The sequence below is a fragment of the Streptomyces sp. NPDC044719 genome, from assembly GCF_056433405.1.
Genome location: NZ_JBWKHE010000004.1, coordinates 22,360 through 37,714, shown reverse-complemented (window position 1 = coordinate 37,714; position 15,355 = coordinate 22,360). Strand labels below are relative to the sequence as shown.

The 15,355-nt window shown below is 70.4% G+C and carries 16 protein-coding genes; 6 read left to right on the top strand and 10 right to left on the bottom strand.

What is annotated here, in order from left to right; genetic code table 11:
- Positions 1–118: 118 nt before the first annotated feature.
- Both AC07DF_RS16065 and AC07DF_RS16060 read right to left on the bottom strand, forming a co-directional pair.
- Positions 119–1,123, bottom strand: coding sequence for an EamA family transporter (locus AC07DF_RS16065; protein WP_478971073.1), 1,005 nt, complete (start codon positions 1,121–1,123; stop codon positions 119–121).
- Positions 1,124–1,208: 85 nt separating this feature from the next.
- Positions 1,209–1,808, bottom strand: coding sequence for a Clp protease N-terminal domain-containing protein (locus AC07DF_RS16060; RefSeq protein ID WP_478971071.1), 600 nt, complete (start codon positions 1,806–1,808; stop codon positions 1,209–1,211).
- A 214-nt stretch (positions 1,809–2,022) separates the two neighbouring features.
- Here AC07DF_RS16060 and AC07DF_RS16055 point away from each other — a divergent pair, with 214 nt between their 5' ends.
- Entirely contained in the window at positions 2,023–2,511 is a 489-nt protein-coding gene (locus tag AC07DF_RS16055; RefSeq protein WP_478971069.1) for a type II toxin-antitoxin system Rv0910 family toxin, read from the top strand.
- Between the two features lie 7 nt (positions 2,512–2,518).
- On the opposite strand, the gene AC07DF_RS16050 is transcribed toward AC07DF_RS16055, so the two are convergent.
- Positions 2,519–3,154 carry a PadR family transcriptional regulator gene (locus tag AC07DF_RS16050; protein ID WP_478971067.1) on the bottom strand — a complete coding sequence of 212 codons (636 nt, stop codon included), beginning with the start codon at positions 3,152–3,154 and terminating at the stop codon, positions 2,519–2,521.
- A 275-nt stretch (positions 3,155–3,429) separates the two neighbouring features.
- Between AC07DF_RS16050 and AC07DF_RS16045 the strand changes: the two genes are divergently transcribed.
- A complete protein-coding gene (locus AC07DF_RS16045; protein WP_478971065.1) occupies positions 3,430–4,080 on the top strand; it encodes an HAD family hydrolase in 651 nt (216 codons plus the stop codon).
- 134 nt (positions 4,081–4,214) lie between these two features.
- Here AC07DF_RS16045 and AC07DF_RS16040 read toward each other — a convergent pair whose 3' ends face one another.
- Complete coding sequence (locus AC07DF_RS16040) at positions 4,215–5,219, bottom strand: HEAT repeat domain-containing protein (RefSeq protein WP_478971063.1); 1,005 nt, start codon at positions 5,217–5,219, stop codon at positions 4,215–4,217.
- A 6-nt stretch (positions 5,220–5,225) separates the two neighbouring features.
- Entirely contained in the window at positions 5,226–5,894 is a 669-nt protein-coding gene (locus AC07DF_RS16035) for a HEAT repeat domain-containing protein (RefSeq protein WP_478971061.1), read from the bottom strand.
- 171 nt (positions 5,895–6,065) lie between these two features.
- Here AC07DF_RS16035 and AC07DF_RS16030 point away from each other — a divergent pair, with 171 nt between their 5' ends.
- On the top strand, positions 6,066–6,884 hold the full coding sequence (locus tag AC07DF_RS16030) for a PhzF family phenazine biosynthesis protein (protein ID WP_478971059.1): 819 nt from the start codon (positions 6,066–6,068) through the stop codon (positions 6,882–6,884).
- A 17-nt stretch (positions 6,885–6,901) separates the two neighbouring features.
- Here the strand turns inward: AC07DF_RS16030 and AC07DF_RS16025 are convergent, their stop codons facing one another.
- Complete coding sequence (locus tag AC07DF_RS16025; RefSeq protein WP_189724541.1) at positions 6,902–7,705, bottom strand: CPBP family intramembrane glutamic endopeptidase; 804 nt, start codon at positions 7,703–7,705, stop codon at positions 6,902–6,904.
- A gap of 121 nt (positions 7,706–7,826) precedes the next feature.
- Positions 7,827–9,344 carry a glutamate-cysteine ligase family protein gene (locus AC07DF_RS16020; RefSeq protein WP_478971056.1) on the bottom strand — a complete coding sequence of 506 codons (1,518 nt, stop codon included), beginning with the start codon at positions 9,342–9,344 and terminating at the stop codon, positions 7,827–7,829.
- A 562-nt stretch (positions 9,345–9,906) separates the two neighbouring features.
- Here AC07DF_RS16020 and AC07DF_RS16015 point away from each other — a divergent pair.
- From AC07DF_RS16015 to AC07DF_RS16005, 3 genes are all read left to right on the top strand, one after another.
- Positions 9,907–10,491 (top strand): hypothetical protein, encoded by a 585-nt coding sequence (locus tag AC07DF_RS16015; protein ID WP_382500175.1) that lies wholly within the window; start codon positions 9,907–9,909, stop codon positions 10,489–10,491.
- 401 nt (positions 10,492–10,892) lie between these two features.
- Positions 10,893–11,099, top strand: coding sequence for a DUF5999 family protein (locus AC07DF_RS16010; RefSeq protein ID WP_399028841.1), 207 nt, complete (start codon positions 10,893–10,895; stop codon positions 11,097–11,099).
- Between the two features lie 209 nt (positions 11,100–11,308).
- The gene (locus AC07DF_RS16005; protein ID WP_478971053.1) at positions 11,309–12,343 is read left to right on the top strand and encodes a LacI family DNA-binding transcriptional regulator; all 1,035 of its coding nucleotides are present in this window, start codon (positions 11,309–11,311) and stop codon (positions 12,341–12,343) included.
- Positions 12,344–12,376: 33 nt separating this feature from the next.
- Here the strand turns inward: AC07DF_RS16005 and AC07DF_RS16000 are convergent, their stop codons facing one another.
- The 3 genes from AC07DF_RS16000 to AC07DF_RS15990 all read right to left on the bottom strand — a co-directional run bounded on the left by AC07DF_RS16000 (position 12,377) and on the right by AC07DF_RS15990 (position 15,351).
- Entirely contained in the window at positions 12,377–13,441 is a 1,065-nt protein-coding gene (locus tag AC07DF_RS16000; RefSeq protein WP_478971051.1) for an endo-1,4-beta-xylanase, read from the bottom strand.
- Positions 13,442–13,516: 75 nt separating this feature from the next.
- Positions 13,517–14,281 (bottom strand): carbohydrate ABC transporter permease, encoded by a 765-nt coding sequence (locus AC07DF_RS15995; RefSeq protein WP_478972681.1) that lies wholly within the window; start codon positions 14,279–14,281, stop codon positions 13,517–13,519.
- Between the two features lie 71 nt (positions 14,282–14,352).
- The gene (locus AC07DF_RS15990) at positions 14,353–15,351 is read right to left on the bottom strand and encodes a carbohydrate ABC transporter permease (protein WP_478971049.1); all 999 of its coding nucleotides are present in this window, start codon (positions 15,349–15,351) and stop codon (positions 14,353–14,355) included.
- Positions 15,352–15,355 lie beyond the last annotated feature (4 nt).

Below are 15,355 nucleotides of genomic sequence, written 5' to 3'. Positions count from 1 at the left end.
ACTTCGTCTGCGGGCAGCACCGTTCGGCCCGGCGGCTGCGCGCCGAGCGCGGTTTCCGGAGGGCCCGCCTCAGGCGGCCGGAGGCGGAAGAACGAGCGTCGAAGGCATGATCGGCACCCTATGCGGCCGTTCCCGGCGTGGACAACTCCCGTTCCGGGCCGCCGCCGGCCACCGGCTGTTCGGAGCCCTTCGTGGGCGTCGAGGACTGCGCGATGAGCGCGCCCACCAGCACGATGACGCCACCGGCGATCTGCGGCGCCGAGAGGTGCTCGCCGAGCAGGACCCAGGCCAGGACGGTCGCGATGACCGCTTCGAGACAGGCCACGACGCCGGCGACCTGCGGGGAGAGCCGGCGCACGGAGACCACGCCGGTGACGTACGCGACGACCGTGGCGACCAGGACGATCCAGGCCAGCAGGACGACGGCGGCGACAGGTGTGCCGTCCATGTGCGCGGTGCCCGTGAGCACGGACCGGTCCATGGTCCAGGGCCGGGCGACGACGGTCAGCACGGCCGCGCCGACGAGCAGGCCGTAGGCGATGACGCCGAGCGGGTCGGGCGCCTCGTCGCCGGCGTCGCTGCCCTGGTCGGAGAGGACGAAGTAGCCGACCTGACAGCAGGCCGCGCCGAGCGCGAGCAGCAGCCCCAGGGCGTCGAAGCCGAGGCCCGACCACACCTCGACGACGCACGCGAGTCCTCCGACCGCGAGGACGACACCGACCGCCGCGGCACGTGTCACCGGCCGCCGCTGCACGAACCGCACCCAGCCGAGCACGAGGGCGGGCGCCAGGTACTCGATGAGCAGCGCCACTCCGACGGGGATCCGGGAGAGCGCGGCGAAGTAGCAGGCCTGGACACCGGCGACGGCCAGCAGCCCGAATCCGGCGAGGAGTGCGGGGCGGCGGCGCAGCAGCGCGCGATGGCGTACGGCGAGCGGCAGCATCACCAGGGCGGCCCCGGTCACGCGCAGCCACACCACGTGCAGCGGGTCGAGGCCCGCCTCGATCAGTGGCTTGGCCGCGACTCCGGATCCGCCGAAGGCGACCGCGGACAGCAGCGCGAGGCCGAGCCCCATGCCCCTGCCGCGCTTGATCGGACTGCTCTCAGAGGTACGCACCGGCACATGATGACAGGCCCTGACAGGAGCGTCATCCCTTATGACACCTGTCTCACAGCCTGGACGGGGTGAACGCTTCGGGCAGGACCGGTCAGTGCGCGGTCCCGCCGCCTCCGGCCCACTCACCTGGCCGGCCGGACCAGCCGTCGAACGTGCCAGGCCAGTCGCCAGGCCTGGCGGACCGGTCGTCGAGCCGGGCGAGCACCTCGTGCGGGTCGATCCCGGCACGTGCGAGCACCTCGACCGCGCGCGCCTGGGAGTCGACGACGATCGCCGCGAGCAGGTCGATGCCGCGGGCCGGTCCGCCGCGGCGTGCGGCGCGTTCACAGGCGTACTCCATCGATGCCGCGGCCAGCGGCGAGAAGCCCGCGCTCTCCGTCACCACGGGGACGGCGCCGGAGTCCTCGACGCCGTTCTGCCAGCGCAGGCCGTAGCCGATGCTGCGCTGGACGAGGTAGCCCAGCAGTCGCGCGATCCGCGGTCCGTCGCCGAAGACGGCACGCGCCTCGGGGTCGGAGTCCAGCAGCGAGTGGAGCAGATGGGCGGTGTCGATCTGCCGGTCCCCGTCCCTGACCGCACGGCGACGGGCACCGCCGATCACCGACGCCAGCTCGTCACTGAGCCTGGCATCGTTCACTGCGCGGTGGATGCCGTGCTCAGGGGCCGACTGCCGGGGGATACGGGGTTGCACATCCCCTACCCCATCAGCCCCGCGGGCCCGGGGCATCCGCGAAGGGGAGCATTTTCGCGTCCCACGGGAAGTGGACTCCACTGGCCGGAATCTCCTCCTTACGGAGGACATCAGGCTGTTTTGCCCGACCCACCATGCCTGACTGTTCGTCAGTATTGAACATTGCGGCCCTCACGGCTACGTTCCGCGACACCCGACACGAAGAGGTGGTCGCATGGCCGAAGTCAGCGCGGAGGCACGCATCGGGGCCCCGGCCGAGAAGGTGTGGGCCAGGCTCACGGACTGGTCCGCGTACGGCGAGTGGAACGCGACCCACACCAGCTTCCCGTCGGGCGGCCCCAAGAGCCTGGAAGTGGGCGCGACCTTCCAGGAGAACATGCGACTGATGAACTTCCCGGCCGAGGTGGAGTGGACCGTCGAGGAACTCGAACCGGCCAGGCTCCTCGCCATCCGCGGCCAGGGCCCGATGGGCGTGACCGTCGCGACGCGCTACACCCTCACACCGGACGGCGACGCGACGACGGTCCGCGTCGACGGCGAGTTCACGGGTGCGGCCGTGTCGTTGATGGCGGGCAAGCTCAGGGACTCGGCGACGGCGGCCCTGAACGAGTCGCTGCGCAAGCTGGACGGACTGGTGACCCGACGCCCCGACACGAGGAAGCGCCCCCCGGATCACTCCGGGGGGCGCCTGTGCCGCGAGTAGCCGTCCCTCAGTCCTCGTCGGCGAGGATCAGGTAGAGCTTCTTGCGGGCCTCGTTGATGACGCCGAGCGCCTTCTCCTTCTGCTCCTTGTTGCCGGTCTTCCAGACCTGGCCGAAGGCCTCCATCAGCCCGAAGCCGGCCTGCCGGATCTCGCCGAGGGCCTCCCAGTCGACCCCGCGGGAGGCTTCCTCCCAGGGAGCCTCGGGCCCCTCCCCGGCCGCCGTGCGGCCCGCCTCGGTGAGCGAGAACAGCTTCTTGCCGCCCTCGGACTCGCTGATGATCAGACCCTCGTCCTCCAGCAGCTGAAGGGTGGGGTACACCGAACCCGGGCTGGGCTTCCACGCCCCGCCGCTGCGCTCGGCGATCTCCTGGATCATCTCGTAGCCGTGCATGGGCCGGTCCTTCAGCAGGGCGAGGATCGAGGCCCGCACGTCACCGCGCCGCGCCCTTCCCCTCGGCCCGCCGCGTCCTCGTCCGCCCCAGGGGCCGGGGCCGAAGCCCGGACCACCGGGCCCTCCCCAGCCGGGACCACCAGGACCGCCGGGCCCGAACGGGCCGAAGGCCGCACGCAGCCCCTCGAAGCCGCCCCGGCCGTGACGCGGTCCGCCGTGGCCATGTCCGTGCTCGTAACCGTGGGTACGCATCGCAACCACTCTCCATTCCATCGTTGATCTGTCGCGATGCCTCAACGATATATCGGTAGCGTTCGTATGGCAAGACCCTGCCGACCGAGCGGATTTGTCCTGCCGTGTTGGGGGCGCTGGATGGCTGTACCCGGCTGGGGTGGCTGTCGCGCTACCGGCACCCACCCGATGAAACCGACGCCGAAACGCGGTGGAGCCCATTGCACCCCTACTACCGCTGCTGACAGCCGGAAACCGACCTGCCCCGCAGCGGGTGCCATGATCTACTCCCGGTCATGCCGTTGTTGCTGCTGGATCTCGACAACACCCTTGTCGACCGGGATGCGGCCTTCCGCGCCGCCGTCGCCGACTTCCTTGCCGAGCACGACCTGCCCGACTCGGACCTCACCTGGGCGATGGCCATCGACGCAAGCGGCTACACCGCGCGCCACGAAGTCGCCGCAGCCCTCACCGATCGATACGGCGAGCTGGTGCCAACCGCCGCCGTCCGTGCCCTTCTCGACAGCGGAGCCGCCGACCGCGTCGCCCTGGCTCAGCCGGCCCGCGAGGCGCTGGGCAAAGCGCAGGCGGACGGCTGGACTTGCGTCATCGTCACCAACGGCCGCACCGTCCAGCAGGAGGCGAAGATCCGGAAGACCGGACTCGACCGACTCGTCCAGGGCTGGGTCATCTCCGAAGCAGTCGGCCACAAGAAACCAGAACCGGAGATCTTCCAAGCGGCCGCCGATGCCGTCGGTGTCCCGCTCCCGGGTGCGTGGGTCATCGGCGATTCACCCCATGCCGACATCGCAGGCGCCTGCGCGCTCGGGCTTCAAAGCGTGTGGGTGACGGACGGACGTGTCTGGACCCACGACTCCTACCGGCCCACCCGGGTCGCTGCCGACGTAGCCTCCGCGATCGACCACGTCATCAGCAGATCGGGATAAGCGCGCCGCCAACCCATCTCACCCCGAGACCTGCCGTTTGTCTCAGCGAACCGAGTCCACGCGTCTCACCCAGTCCAGTCCACGCAGGTCAGCGGAACGCGGCCGACCGACTTCGTTGAGACAGGTCAGCGGATTCAGCGTGCGTCCCGAATCCCGAGAATGTAGGTGGCCGTCAGGGCGACGGCGCGGTCGTCGTCATGTGCCAGATCCGCGAGGGCACGGGACGCCGTGGGGCCCGGGATGTCCGCGAGCGCCTGGGCCAGCCGCCGACGCGCCGACGGTTCGGCGGTGTCGTGGGCGAGGCGGTCGACGAGACCGGTGGCGATCCGGTCCGCCGAGGCGGGATCACTCGCCAGCGCGCTCAGCGCGTCGGCCGCGTCGACGTCGTTCGTCTCCTCGACGACCATGTCGATGAGCGTCGGCACCGCGTCGGCCACCCCACGCGCCCCGAGCTCCAGCGCCGCGTATCCGCGGACCACGATGTCGGGATGCGCGAGGGCGTCCTTCAGCAGTGCGGTCGCCGCGGCGTCCGGCATCTCGACGAGGGACTGGACGGCCCGTTTCCGGACCTCGGCCACGGGTGAGCCGAGGCCCTCGGCGAGCAGGGCCGATCCACCGTCGCCCGATTGCGCCAGAGCCCATCGAAGGGCTCCCGCGACGTTCGGGTCCGTCTCGCCCAACGCCGCCTCGACCAGGGCTTCCACCGGCCACGCGACCTCTTCGGCCGAGGACAGGGCCGCGCGTTGGCGCGTCCCGGCGCTCTTCGATCCCAACGCGTGGAGGAGACCGACGATCTGGAGGACGTCCTCCCAGCCGGCGGGTCCCGCGGCACCGATCCGCCGCAGTCGCGTGAGCAACTCCGTCTCACGCGCGATGCGTTCTCGCGTCCGGCGGACGAGGTCGTCGACGAGTTCCGAGGGGCGGAAGCCGGGATCGTCCAGCGCGCGCCCGACCTCACGCAGCGACAGCCCCAGGGAGCGCAGGCTCTCGATGTGGAAGATCCGCCGGATGTCCTCGCCGGAGTAGGCGCGATAGCCGGCGTCGGTACGCCCCGTCGGCCGCACCAGGCCGAGCGACTCGTAGTGCCTGAGCATGCGGGCGCTGACCCCGGAGCGTCGTGCCACCTCACCGATCAACACGGTCCGTCATCCCTCCCGGCCGGTCGGGCCGAGGGCCACGACGCGCTTCGCCTCCTCGACCGCGAACCCGAAGCCGGTGTCCGGGTCGCGCCACAGCCGTTCCGTGGCGATCGCGTGCTCACGCACGCGGGGGTCGGAATCCGTCGTCGCGGCGCGCAGGGCTGGTGTGATCACCTCTCCGAGCGCGATCAACGCCCGGCTGAGGCTCAGCCTCGTCTCGCGCTCGCCGCGTCCGAGCTGTGCCGCCAGCACTCCGGCCAGCCCGGCTTCTTCGCCTTCGGGCACGAGGACGACCGCCGCTCGCCAGGCAGTCCGCGCCACCTCGTCGTCGGGGTCGGTCAGCAGCGCCCGGGTGATCGCCGGCCATGCTCGCCGGTCCCCGATCTTGGACAGCGTGTGCAACGCCTGGCTGCGTGCCTGCGGACGCTCCGCGCGGAGTTCGTCGACGAGCCTGGGGACCGTGAGGGACGACGCGTGGCGGGTGAGCGCCCACGTGAGCATGTCGCGCACGTGGAACTCGGGCTCGATCGCGCAGCGTTCGACGAGCGGTTCGACGAACCGGGGATCCGGTGTCGTGCCGGCCGTCAGCGCTGCCCGCAGCCGGACCGACGAGTCGCTGTTCTCCAGCCCCTGGAGAGCCCGCACCGGGTGCGTGTCCTGTCTTGCCGTGGTCATCGCAACCACCTCCTCGGCCACAGTGAAGACCTTGTCACCGTGTCAAGGTCAAGCGGAGCCACGCCGAGGGAGCCGCTGCGGGCCGAGCGGGGCGGCCAGGGCACGTGAATGGGGCCAGGACTCGTGAATTGGCCTTGGTCCACGGCCTGGAGGGGCCTCTAGCGTCGGGGCATGCGGATTCGAATCGTCGATGCCTTCACCGACCGTCCCTTCGCCGGCAACCCGGCCGGGGTCATGCTCCTGAACGACGCGGACGCCTTCCCGGACGACAGCCGGCTGCAGAGCATCGCCCTGGAGGTCAACCACGCCGAGACGGCCTTCGCCCATCCTCTTCCCGAGGGCGGCGAGGCCGACTGGGCGCTGCGCTGGTTCACGCCGGCCGCCGAGGTCGCGATGTGCGGCCACGCGACCCTCGCCACCGCCCATGTCCTGCACACCACCGGCGCCCGCGAAGGCCCGGTGCGCTTCGCGACCCGCAGTGGCGTCCTCATCGCCACGCCCACGGACGACGGATCCGTCACGCTGGACTTCCCGACGGCTCCGCTCACCCCGGTCGACCCGCCCCGCGGTCTCGCCGAGGCCCTGGGAGCCGAGCCGCTGACGGTCCTCGACACCGGCCCGAACGTCGGCGATCTTCTCGTCGAGCTCGCCGACGAGAAGACGGTGCACGGCCTCGCCCCCGACCTCAAGGCCCTCGCCGCCCACTCCGCGCGCGGGGTCATCGCCACGGCCCGCGCGGAAGACCCGGCCCGGGGCTACGACTTCGTCTCGCGCTGCTTCTTCCCGAACGTCGGCATCGACGAGGACCCGGTGACCGGCAGCGCCCACACCGCGCTCGCCCCGTTCTGGTCCGAGCGCCTGGGCCGCCCCGGCCTCACCGGCCTCCAGGCCTCACGCCGCTCCGGCCGCGTCCGCACGGAACTGCGCGGCGGGCGCACCCTGCTGACGGGCCGGGCGGTCACGGTCATCGAGGGCGAGCTGCTGGCCTGAGACGACGGAGCTGTCCTTCACGCCGTCGGGAGCCACCCCACCTTGCCCGCCAGCAGCGCGTATCCGACGAACGCCCCGATGTCGAGCAGCGAGTGCGCCACCACGAGCGGACCGACCCGGCCCCAGCGGCGGTACAGGTAGACGAAGACGACGCCCATGGCCAGGTTCCCGATGAAGCCGCCGATGCCCTGGTAGAGGTGGTAAGAGCCGCGCAGCACCGAGCTGCCGACCAGCGCGGCCATCGGGGTCCAGCCCAGCTGCCCCAGGCGGCGCAGCAGATAGCCGACGACGATCACTTCCTCCAGCACCGCGTTCTGGATGGCGGAGAGGATCAGCACCGGGTACTTCCACCACACGCCGGGCAGTGCCTCCGGCACCACGGTGAGGTTGAAGCCGAGGCCGCGGGCCGCCAGGTAGAAGGCGATGCCGGTGCTGCCGATGACCGCCGCGATCGCCGCGCCGCGGCCGAGGTCCGGCCAGGGGCGGGTGCGGTCGAAGCCGATGGTGCGCAGGCTCGCGCCCTCGCGCAGCAGGAAGTGCGCGACGAGGGCGACGGGCACGAGCGCCGTGGTGATCCCGAAGAGCTGCCAGGCGAGGTCGAGCCAGGGACGGCCGGGCGCGGCCGAGGCGTTCATCGTGGCCGCCTGGTCCTTGAGCCCGCCGGGCTTGGTGACCGAGCCGATGAAGCTGATCAGGGCGGAGACTCCGCTCGCGCCCAGCGAGAGCGCCAGCACGAGCAGGGTCTCGTTGCGGAGCATCCGCCGCGAGAGCCCCTGCTGGGGAATGGAATCGTCGGCCACCGGGCTCGCCTCCGCCTGCACACCTGCCTCCACTTCACCGGCCTGCCGAGAACGACTGTCGTAAACGACCTTCGTAAACGATCTGTCGCAATCGATCTGCCGGATCAGTATGAAGGCAGCAGGATGTCACCCCGGCGGCGCGTCAGCCCAGCGGCACCGGCTCCGGCAGCCCCACCGGCCAGGTGTGCACCGGATCGCCCTGGTGCATCAGCTCGCGGTAGCGCCGGGTGGTGGCGGCCAGCGCTGCCTCCCGTGTGTGGCCCGCGTCCAGCGCCTTGTGGAAGGTCGCGGCCTGCCAGCTCGCCCCGTTCACCCGACGCCGGCACCGTTCCTCGATCACGCCCAGGTACAGGTCGCGGTCGGCCGGCTCGACACCCCACGCGTCCAGCCCGGCCTCTGCGAGCGGCAGCAGCTCGTCCCGTACCAGGCTCACCGCGTCGACCTGAGTGGTGCCGCCGTACCGGCCGCGCCGGGGCCAGGTGAAGCGGGCGTCGATGCCGTCCTTGCAGGCGGCGTCGAAGTTGGCGGCGGCCGCCTCGAACGGCAGCCGGGTCCACACCGGCCGGGGCTCCTCGGCGAGGGCGCGGACGACACCGTAGAAGAACGCCGCGTTGGCGACGACGTCGGTGACGGTGGGCCCGGCGGGCAGGACGCGGTTCTCCACGCGCAGGTGCGGGACGCCGTCGGCGATGCCGTAGACCGGGCGGTTCCAGCGGTAGATCGTGCCGTTGTGCAGGACGAGTTCGGCGAGCGAGGGCGTGCCGCCCTGGTCGAGCACCTCGAGCGGGTCCTCGCCGTCGCAGATCGGCAGCAGGGCCGGATAGTAGCGGAGGTTCTCCTCGAAGAGGTCGTACGCCGAGGTGACCCAGCGCTCGCCGAACCAGGTGCGCGGCCGGACGCCCTGGGCCTGGAGCTCCGGCGGGCGGGTGTCGGTGGACTGCTGGAACAGCGGGGGCCGCGACTCGCGCCACAGCTCGCGTCCGAACAGGAAGGGCGAGTTGGCGCCGACGGCGATCTGCGCGGCGGCGACCGCCTGGGCAGCGTTCCACACATCGGCGAACCGGCCCGGGGTGACCTGGAGGTGCAGCTGCACGGAGGTGCAGGCGGCTTCCGGTGCGATGGACTTCGAGGTGCAGGTGAGGTGCTCCACGCCGGCGATGTCGAGGGTGAACTCCTCGCCCCGCGCGGCCACGATCTGGTCGTTGAGGAGGGTGTAGCGGTCGACGTCGGAGAGGTTCGACGACACCAGGTCGTCCCGGTCGAGGGTCGGCAGAATGCCGATCATCACGATTCCCGCGTCGACCTCGCCCGCTTTCCGGTCGGCATATGCCAGTGACGTACGGAGTTCCTCCCCGAGCCGGTCGAATACCCGGCCCTCCAGACGGTGTGGAGGAATGTTCACTTCCAGGTTGAACATGGCGAGTTCTGTTTGGAAGTCCCGACTCGCGATACGTTCCAGGACTTGCGCATTCAACATTTTCGGCATGCCGTCGGCGCCCGTGAGATTCAATTCGATCTCCAGCCCCATGAGATTCTTCGGGCGATCGAACCGCTTCTCCGCCAGGAGCCGCTCCAGGCCCGTCAGACACCGACGGAGCTTGTCGCGGTAGCGCTGGCGATCGGACAGGTCGAACCGTCCTGCCACGACCTTCTCCCCCATCGATGCGTCCCTCCTCGGATGATGCGGGCCGAAGATCCGGCCGCCGGGGTCACGGTCAGGTGGAGGATGCCCAGCGAAAGCGATCGATAACGTCCCGGACGGGCCCGCCGACCGCTACGCTGGACGCGTGTGACCAGTGGCACATTCACTCGGCATGTCGCACAGGCCTGGTTTCGGTGTCCGCTCGGTGTCCACGAACTCGTGAAAAACGCCGACGAGAATGGGCCGACCGGTTCACGGACATTCCCCGAGGTCATCACCTCGCACCCCCGCCTGAAATCGGGATAATTCTCGCGTATCGCCGACCGAATGTACCCTTGTTCTACTCACCGGAAACGGCTAGGCGAAACACAGTCTGATCCCGTGTCGTATAAACTCCGCGACAAGGCAGAAGGTTGGCGCCCACGGTCGATGGGTCCTGCCGTCGAATCGATGATCGGCGGACCCCACCCCCCTCTCGCTCATGAGACCCGGCCCTGCCTCTGCCGACCCCTCGTGAGCAGACAGCGCCGTCCGCCCCCGCCCTCGTGCCACCGTGCCTTTGAATGAGAGGCGACCCACCATGCCGCTGCATGTCCCCCCGGCTCCCGCGCCCGCACTCCGTTCCGTCCTGACCGCGCTCTCCTCGCCCACCGCGGTCCGGGAGGCCCGAACCCCCTCCCTGCTCCGCGCCCAGGGGCCTGTCGCAGCCGAGCTCCCGCTGCCCGTCCACGTCCTCGACCGGGTCACGGCCGAGGGCGTGTCGGCCACCCGGCTGGCCGGGTGGCGCTTCCTGATCCGCTGCGGCGAGCGGGCCGTGGCCGCTGCGGAGACCATGCTGACCCCCGACGGCTGGGCCTTCTCCCACTTCTTCGAAGGCCCGTACATCACCTCGACCGAGCGTGCCCTGCGCCAGGCCGAGACGATGCCGCAGCCGTACCAGCCCCGCCTGCTGTCGGTGCCGAGCCTCTACATGCTGACGCTCTGGCTGCACGAGGACTGCACCGCGGACGGTGCCGCCGGCCACCCCGCCGCCACCGACCTGCTCGTCCCGCTGGCCCCCGCGCCTCCCGGCATCGCGGCACACCGCCCGCACCGCGTCGCCGAACTCCTCCCGGTGCTGACCCACCGGGCGACTCCCACACGACTGCTCGGCTCACCCGCCTGAAACGCACCGCCTGAAACACCCCACGTGAAGCTCCGGCGCCCCGTCACCGAATTCCCGGCGACGGGGTGCGGGCTTTTTATCGCTCGTACGAGCACCCAATAGCTCGTACGAGCCGAGAATGGCCCCCGACCCGACGTGACTAGCCCTTCCCGGCCACTGCGAACCACCCGAAGTGACAGCCCAGTTGGGATGAACCGTCCGCGCGGGTGACGCGTCCTGAATCTATGAGAAGCGGTGCCGCGAAATCCCTGCGGAATGACGCCCGTGGGGCAACACTGGGTTCCGACCACTTATCACGGGGGGCGGCCATGAACGACACTTCTAGCCGCGGAACAGACACGACGACCGACTCAGACAACTCAGTCATCTCATCCATCACGACAGAGCGAAAGATCCCACCCATGTGCCAGCACCAGACACCATGCCCGTCAGCCGAATCCGCCGACCGGGAGTCCGCCCGTCTCATGGCGCACCACCCGGAGCAGGGCTGGAGCCTGCTGTGCAACGGTGTGGTGCTCTTCGAGGACACCGGTGAGCTTCTGCCGGACGGCCGGGTCATCGCCCCGCACCGTCCGCTGGCCAGCAGCCAGGTGATGACGGCTGCCTGAGGGCCGCCGGGCGGGGTGACGACCCGCCCGCAGATATGAGGGGCCGGCCGCAGGAGACCCTGCGAACCGGCCCCGACGCATGTCCGGGGGTCGTCACTCCCCGTCACCCGCCGCGACTTCCCGTTCCTGGCTCGTACGCCTTCCCACGGATGCCCGCTTTCCGGAAGACTCCTGGAAGTTTCGGTCACCCGTCGACGGAGGTGGGGCAAGTGGCAGCAGGTGAGGCCGACGCCGAGGGCAAGGTCACGATCACGGAGATCGCCCGGCAGGCCGGCGTGTCCGTGCCGACCGTGTCCCGGGTCGTCAACGGCCGTTCCGACGTGTCGCCGCAGACCCGGGCCCGGGTCGAGGAACTGCTCCGCCGGCACGGCTACCGCAAGCGCCCCGCGGCCCCGGGCACCCGTGCGGCCCTGCTCGACCTGGTCTTCAACAACCTCGACAGTCCCTGGGCCGTGGAGATCATCCGCGGGGTGGAGGAGGTCGCGCACGCGGCCGGGGTCGGCACGGTGGTGTCGGCCATCCACGGACGTTCGGGCGACGCCCGCGAGTGGATGCGCAACCTCCGGGCCCGCGCCTCCGACGGCGTCATCCTGGTCACATCGGCGCTGGAGCCGATGCTCCACGAGGAGCTGCGGATCCTCGGCGTCCCGCTGGTCGTCGTCGACCCGGCGGGCTCCCCCGCCCTGGACGCGCCCACGATCGGCGCCGCGAACTGGTCGGGCGGCATGGCCGCCACCGAGCATCTGCTGTCCCTCGGCCACCGCCGGATCGGCCTGATCGCCGGCCCGCCGCGCCTGCTGTGCTCCCGGGCCCGGCTGGACGGCTATCGAGCGGCCCTCGAAGGCGCCGGTGTCGCCATGGACGCGTCCCTCGTCGTCCCCGGCGACTTCCGCCCCGAGTCCGGCTTCACCGCCTGCGACACCCTGCTCGGCCTGCCCGAGCCGCCGACCGCCGTGTTCGCGGCCAGCGACCAGATGGCACTCGGCGCGATCGAGGCACTGCGGCGGCGCGGGCTACGGGTGCCGCAGGACATGAGCGTGGTCGGTTTCGACGACCTTCCGGAAGTCCGCTGGTCGGCTCCCCCACTGACCACGATCCGCCAGCCCCTGGCCGACATGGGCAAACTGGCCGCCCGCACGGTCCTTCGCCTGACCCGCGACGAACAACCGGACTCCCCTCGGGTGGAACTGGGAACGGACCTGGTGGTCCGGTCCAGCACGATGCCACCGCCGGAGCGAGCCTGACGGCCCGGGTATCCGGTCCGGCAGGAGAGCCGGCTACTTCCCCCCGAGCGCCTCACGCAGCGCGAAGTACGCCGGCTTCGGCTCGAGCTGCTCGTCCCACGGCAGGGCCGCGCCCTCGCCGGGGAAGAACGGCGGGATCCAGGAGTACTTGTCGGTGTAGTCCCAGAGGGTGATGCCGACGCACCGGCGTACCGCAAGGCACGCCTCGGTCAGGTCCCGGTACCACTCGGCCTGCTGTGCCAGCTTCTCCTCGGTCGCGGGCAGCAGCATCCGTACGTCGACCTCGGTGAGGGCCGTGTCGAGGCCGAGCCGGGAGAAGCGGCGGAGGTTGTCCTCCAGGGTGGTGGGATAGCCGTACTGGAGGGCGAGGTGGGCCTGGAGGCCGATGCCGTGCAGCGGGACGCCCTTGGCCTTCAGCTCCTTGGCCAGCTTGTAGTACGCGTCGCTCTTCGGGCCGATCCCCTCGATGTTGTAGTCGTTGAGGTACAGCTTCACGCGCGGATCGGCCTGGTGCGCCCAGCGCAGCGCGTCGGCGATGTACTCGGGACCGAGCGTCTTGTAGAAGACCGACTCACGGTACGTACCGTCCTCGTTGAACGCCTCGTTGACGACGTCCCAGGCGAACACCTTGCCCCTGTAGTGCCGAACCTCCGCCTGGACGTGCTTCTTCAGCACGGCCCTCAGCTCCGGCGCCGTCCACTCCCGCCCCGTGAGCCACCCGGGCAGCTGGCTGTGCCACACCAGGGTGTGGCCGCGCACCTTCTGCCGGTTGGCACGGGCGAAGTTCACGATCTCGTCGCCCTTGGAGAAGTCGAACACCCCCTGCTGGGGCTCGGTCGCGTACCACTTCATGCCGTTGCCGGGCGTGATCTGGTCGAACTCACTGCCGAGCAGTGCCTTGTACGGCGCGTCGACGAGCTCGGGGTTGTCCGTCGCGCTGCCGAAGTAGCGGCCGTGCCGCTGGGCGAGGTCGGCGAGCGTGGGTTCCTTGCCGTACTCCTCGCCGGCCTGTGCCGCCGGGCCGGTGGCGATGCCTCCGGCCACCAGCACGGCGGCCAGCGCCCCGGCGAGTCTGAGCCGTATGGCGGTCCTGCGCATGGTCGACTCCTCACGATTCGCGATCCATTCGGATCGGATCAGGTGGGTGGATGAGCCGTACGTCCGCGGCGCGCGTCAGCCCTTCGTCGCGCCCGCGGTGAGGCCACCGACGAGCTGCCGCTCGGCGACCGAGTAGACGGCGAGTGCGGGGACCATGGCCAGCACCAGATAGGCGAAGACCTTGGCGTACTCCGCGGAGTACTGCCCCTGGAACTGCTGCACGCCGATCGGCAGCGTCCACCACTGCGCGTCGGTGAACACCAGCAGCGGCAGGAAGAAGTTGTTCCAGCTGGTGACGACGGCCAGCACCGAGACCGTGCCGAGCGCGGGCCGCGCCATGGGCAGCAGCACCCGCCAGAAGAAGCCGAACGAACTGCACCCGTCGAGCGTGGCCGCCTCCTCCAGCTCACCAGGGATCTGCCGGAAGAAGCCACGCAGGATGATGATGGTCATCGGCAGTCCGAAGGCCGCCTGCGGAAGGATCACACCGAGAGGGTTGTCCAGCAGGCCCAGCGAGCGCAGCAGCAGGAACAGAGGCAGGGCAGCCACCGCGAAGGGGAACATCAGCCCCATCGTGAACAGCGTGAACAGCACCTCCCTGCCACGGAAGGCGAATCGCGCGAAGGAGAAGGCCGACAGCGCGGAGACCGCGACGACCAGGACGGTCGTGCCCACCGCGATCAGCGTGCTGTTGCCGATCAGCCGCCAGAAGTCCCCCGAGCCGAGGATCTGGGTGTAGTTGGAGGTCACCCACGACTCGGGCAGACCGACCGGGTTGCGCGACAGCTCGTCGGTGGACTTGAAACCGGACAGCGCGGCGTAGAGCAGGGGGACGGCCATGACCGCGCCGACGACGACCAGGACGAGGTGCAGAGGCACGCTCCCGCCCCTGCGGGACTTCCGGCTGATCGTCACTTTCCATCACCCCGCATGGTCGTGGTGGCCCCTTCCAGATCGCGCCGGAGCACGAACCGCTGGTAGGCGAGGGCGAAGACGAGGCTGATGCCGAACATGACCACGCTGATCGCGCTGGCGTAGCCGACCTGGTAGCGCTTGAAGCCGTACTGGAACATGGTCACGGCCATGGTCTCGGAGTGGTGGTCGGGACCGCCCGCGGTGGTCACCCACACCAGGTCGAAGAGCTGGATGGCCCCGATGACCGACAGGAAGACGCTGATGCGCAGGGTCGGCGCGAGCAGCGGCAGCGTCACGCTGCGGAAGCGCTGCCAGGGACCGGCCCCGTCGATGAGCGCCGCCTCGGTGAGCTCCTTCGGAACGGCCTGGAGTCCGGCGAGGTACAGCATCATGTGGAAGCCGAAGTACTTCCAGGTCATGACCAGGAACAGGGTCGCCATGACCATGGACGGGTCGGCGAACCACTCCCCGCCCAGCCCCTCCAGCCCGACCCTGCCCAGGACTTGGTCGGCGAAGCCGTCGTCCGGGGCGAAGATCATGCCGAACAGGATCCCGGTGATCGCCTCGGACAGGACGTACGGAGCGAAGAACAGCATCCGGTAGACCGCCCGGCCGCGCATCCGCTGGTTGAGCAGGACGGCCATGGCGAGCGCGAACGGCAGCTGGAGGACGAGCGACAGCACCACGAGGACCAGACAGCGCCACAGGTCGCCCAGGAAGACCTCGTCCTGGAAGAGCCGGGTGAAGTTCTCGCCGCCGATGTAGTCGGAGGGCATGCCGAAGCCGCCCCAGCGGAAGAACGCGGCGTACAGGGCGAACAGCATCGGCAGCAGCACGAGCCCCATGAACAGCACCAGGGCGGGCAACTGGAAGCCGGTCGCGGTCAGCCAGTTCAGCGCGCGTCTGCGGGCCCGGCTCCGGGTCCGGCCCGCGGCCGGGGGCGGAAGGCCGACGCCGGGGCCGGTCCGTTTGTCCGGCAGGAACGTGGAGGTCATCGCC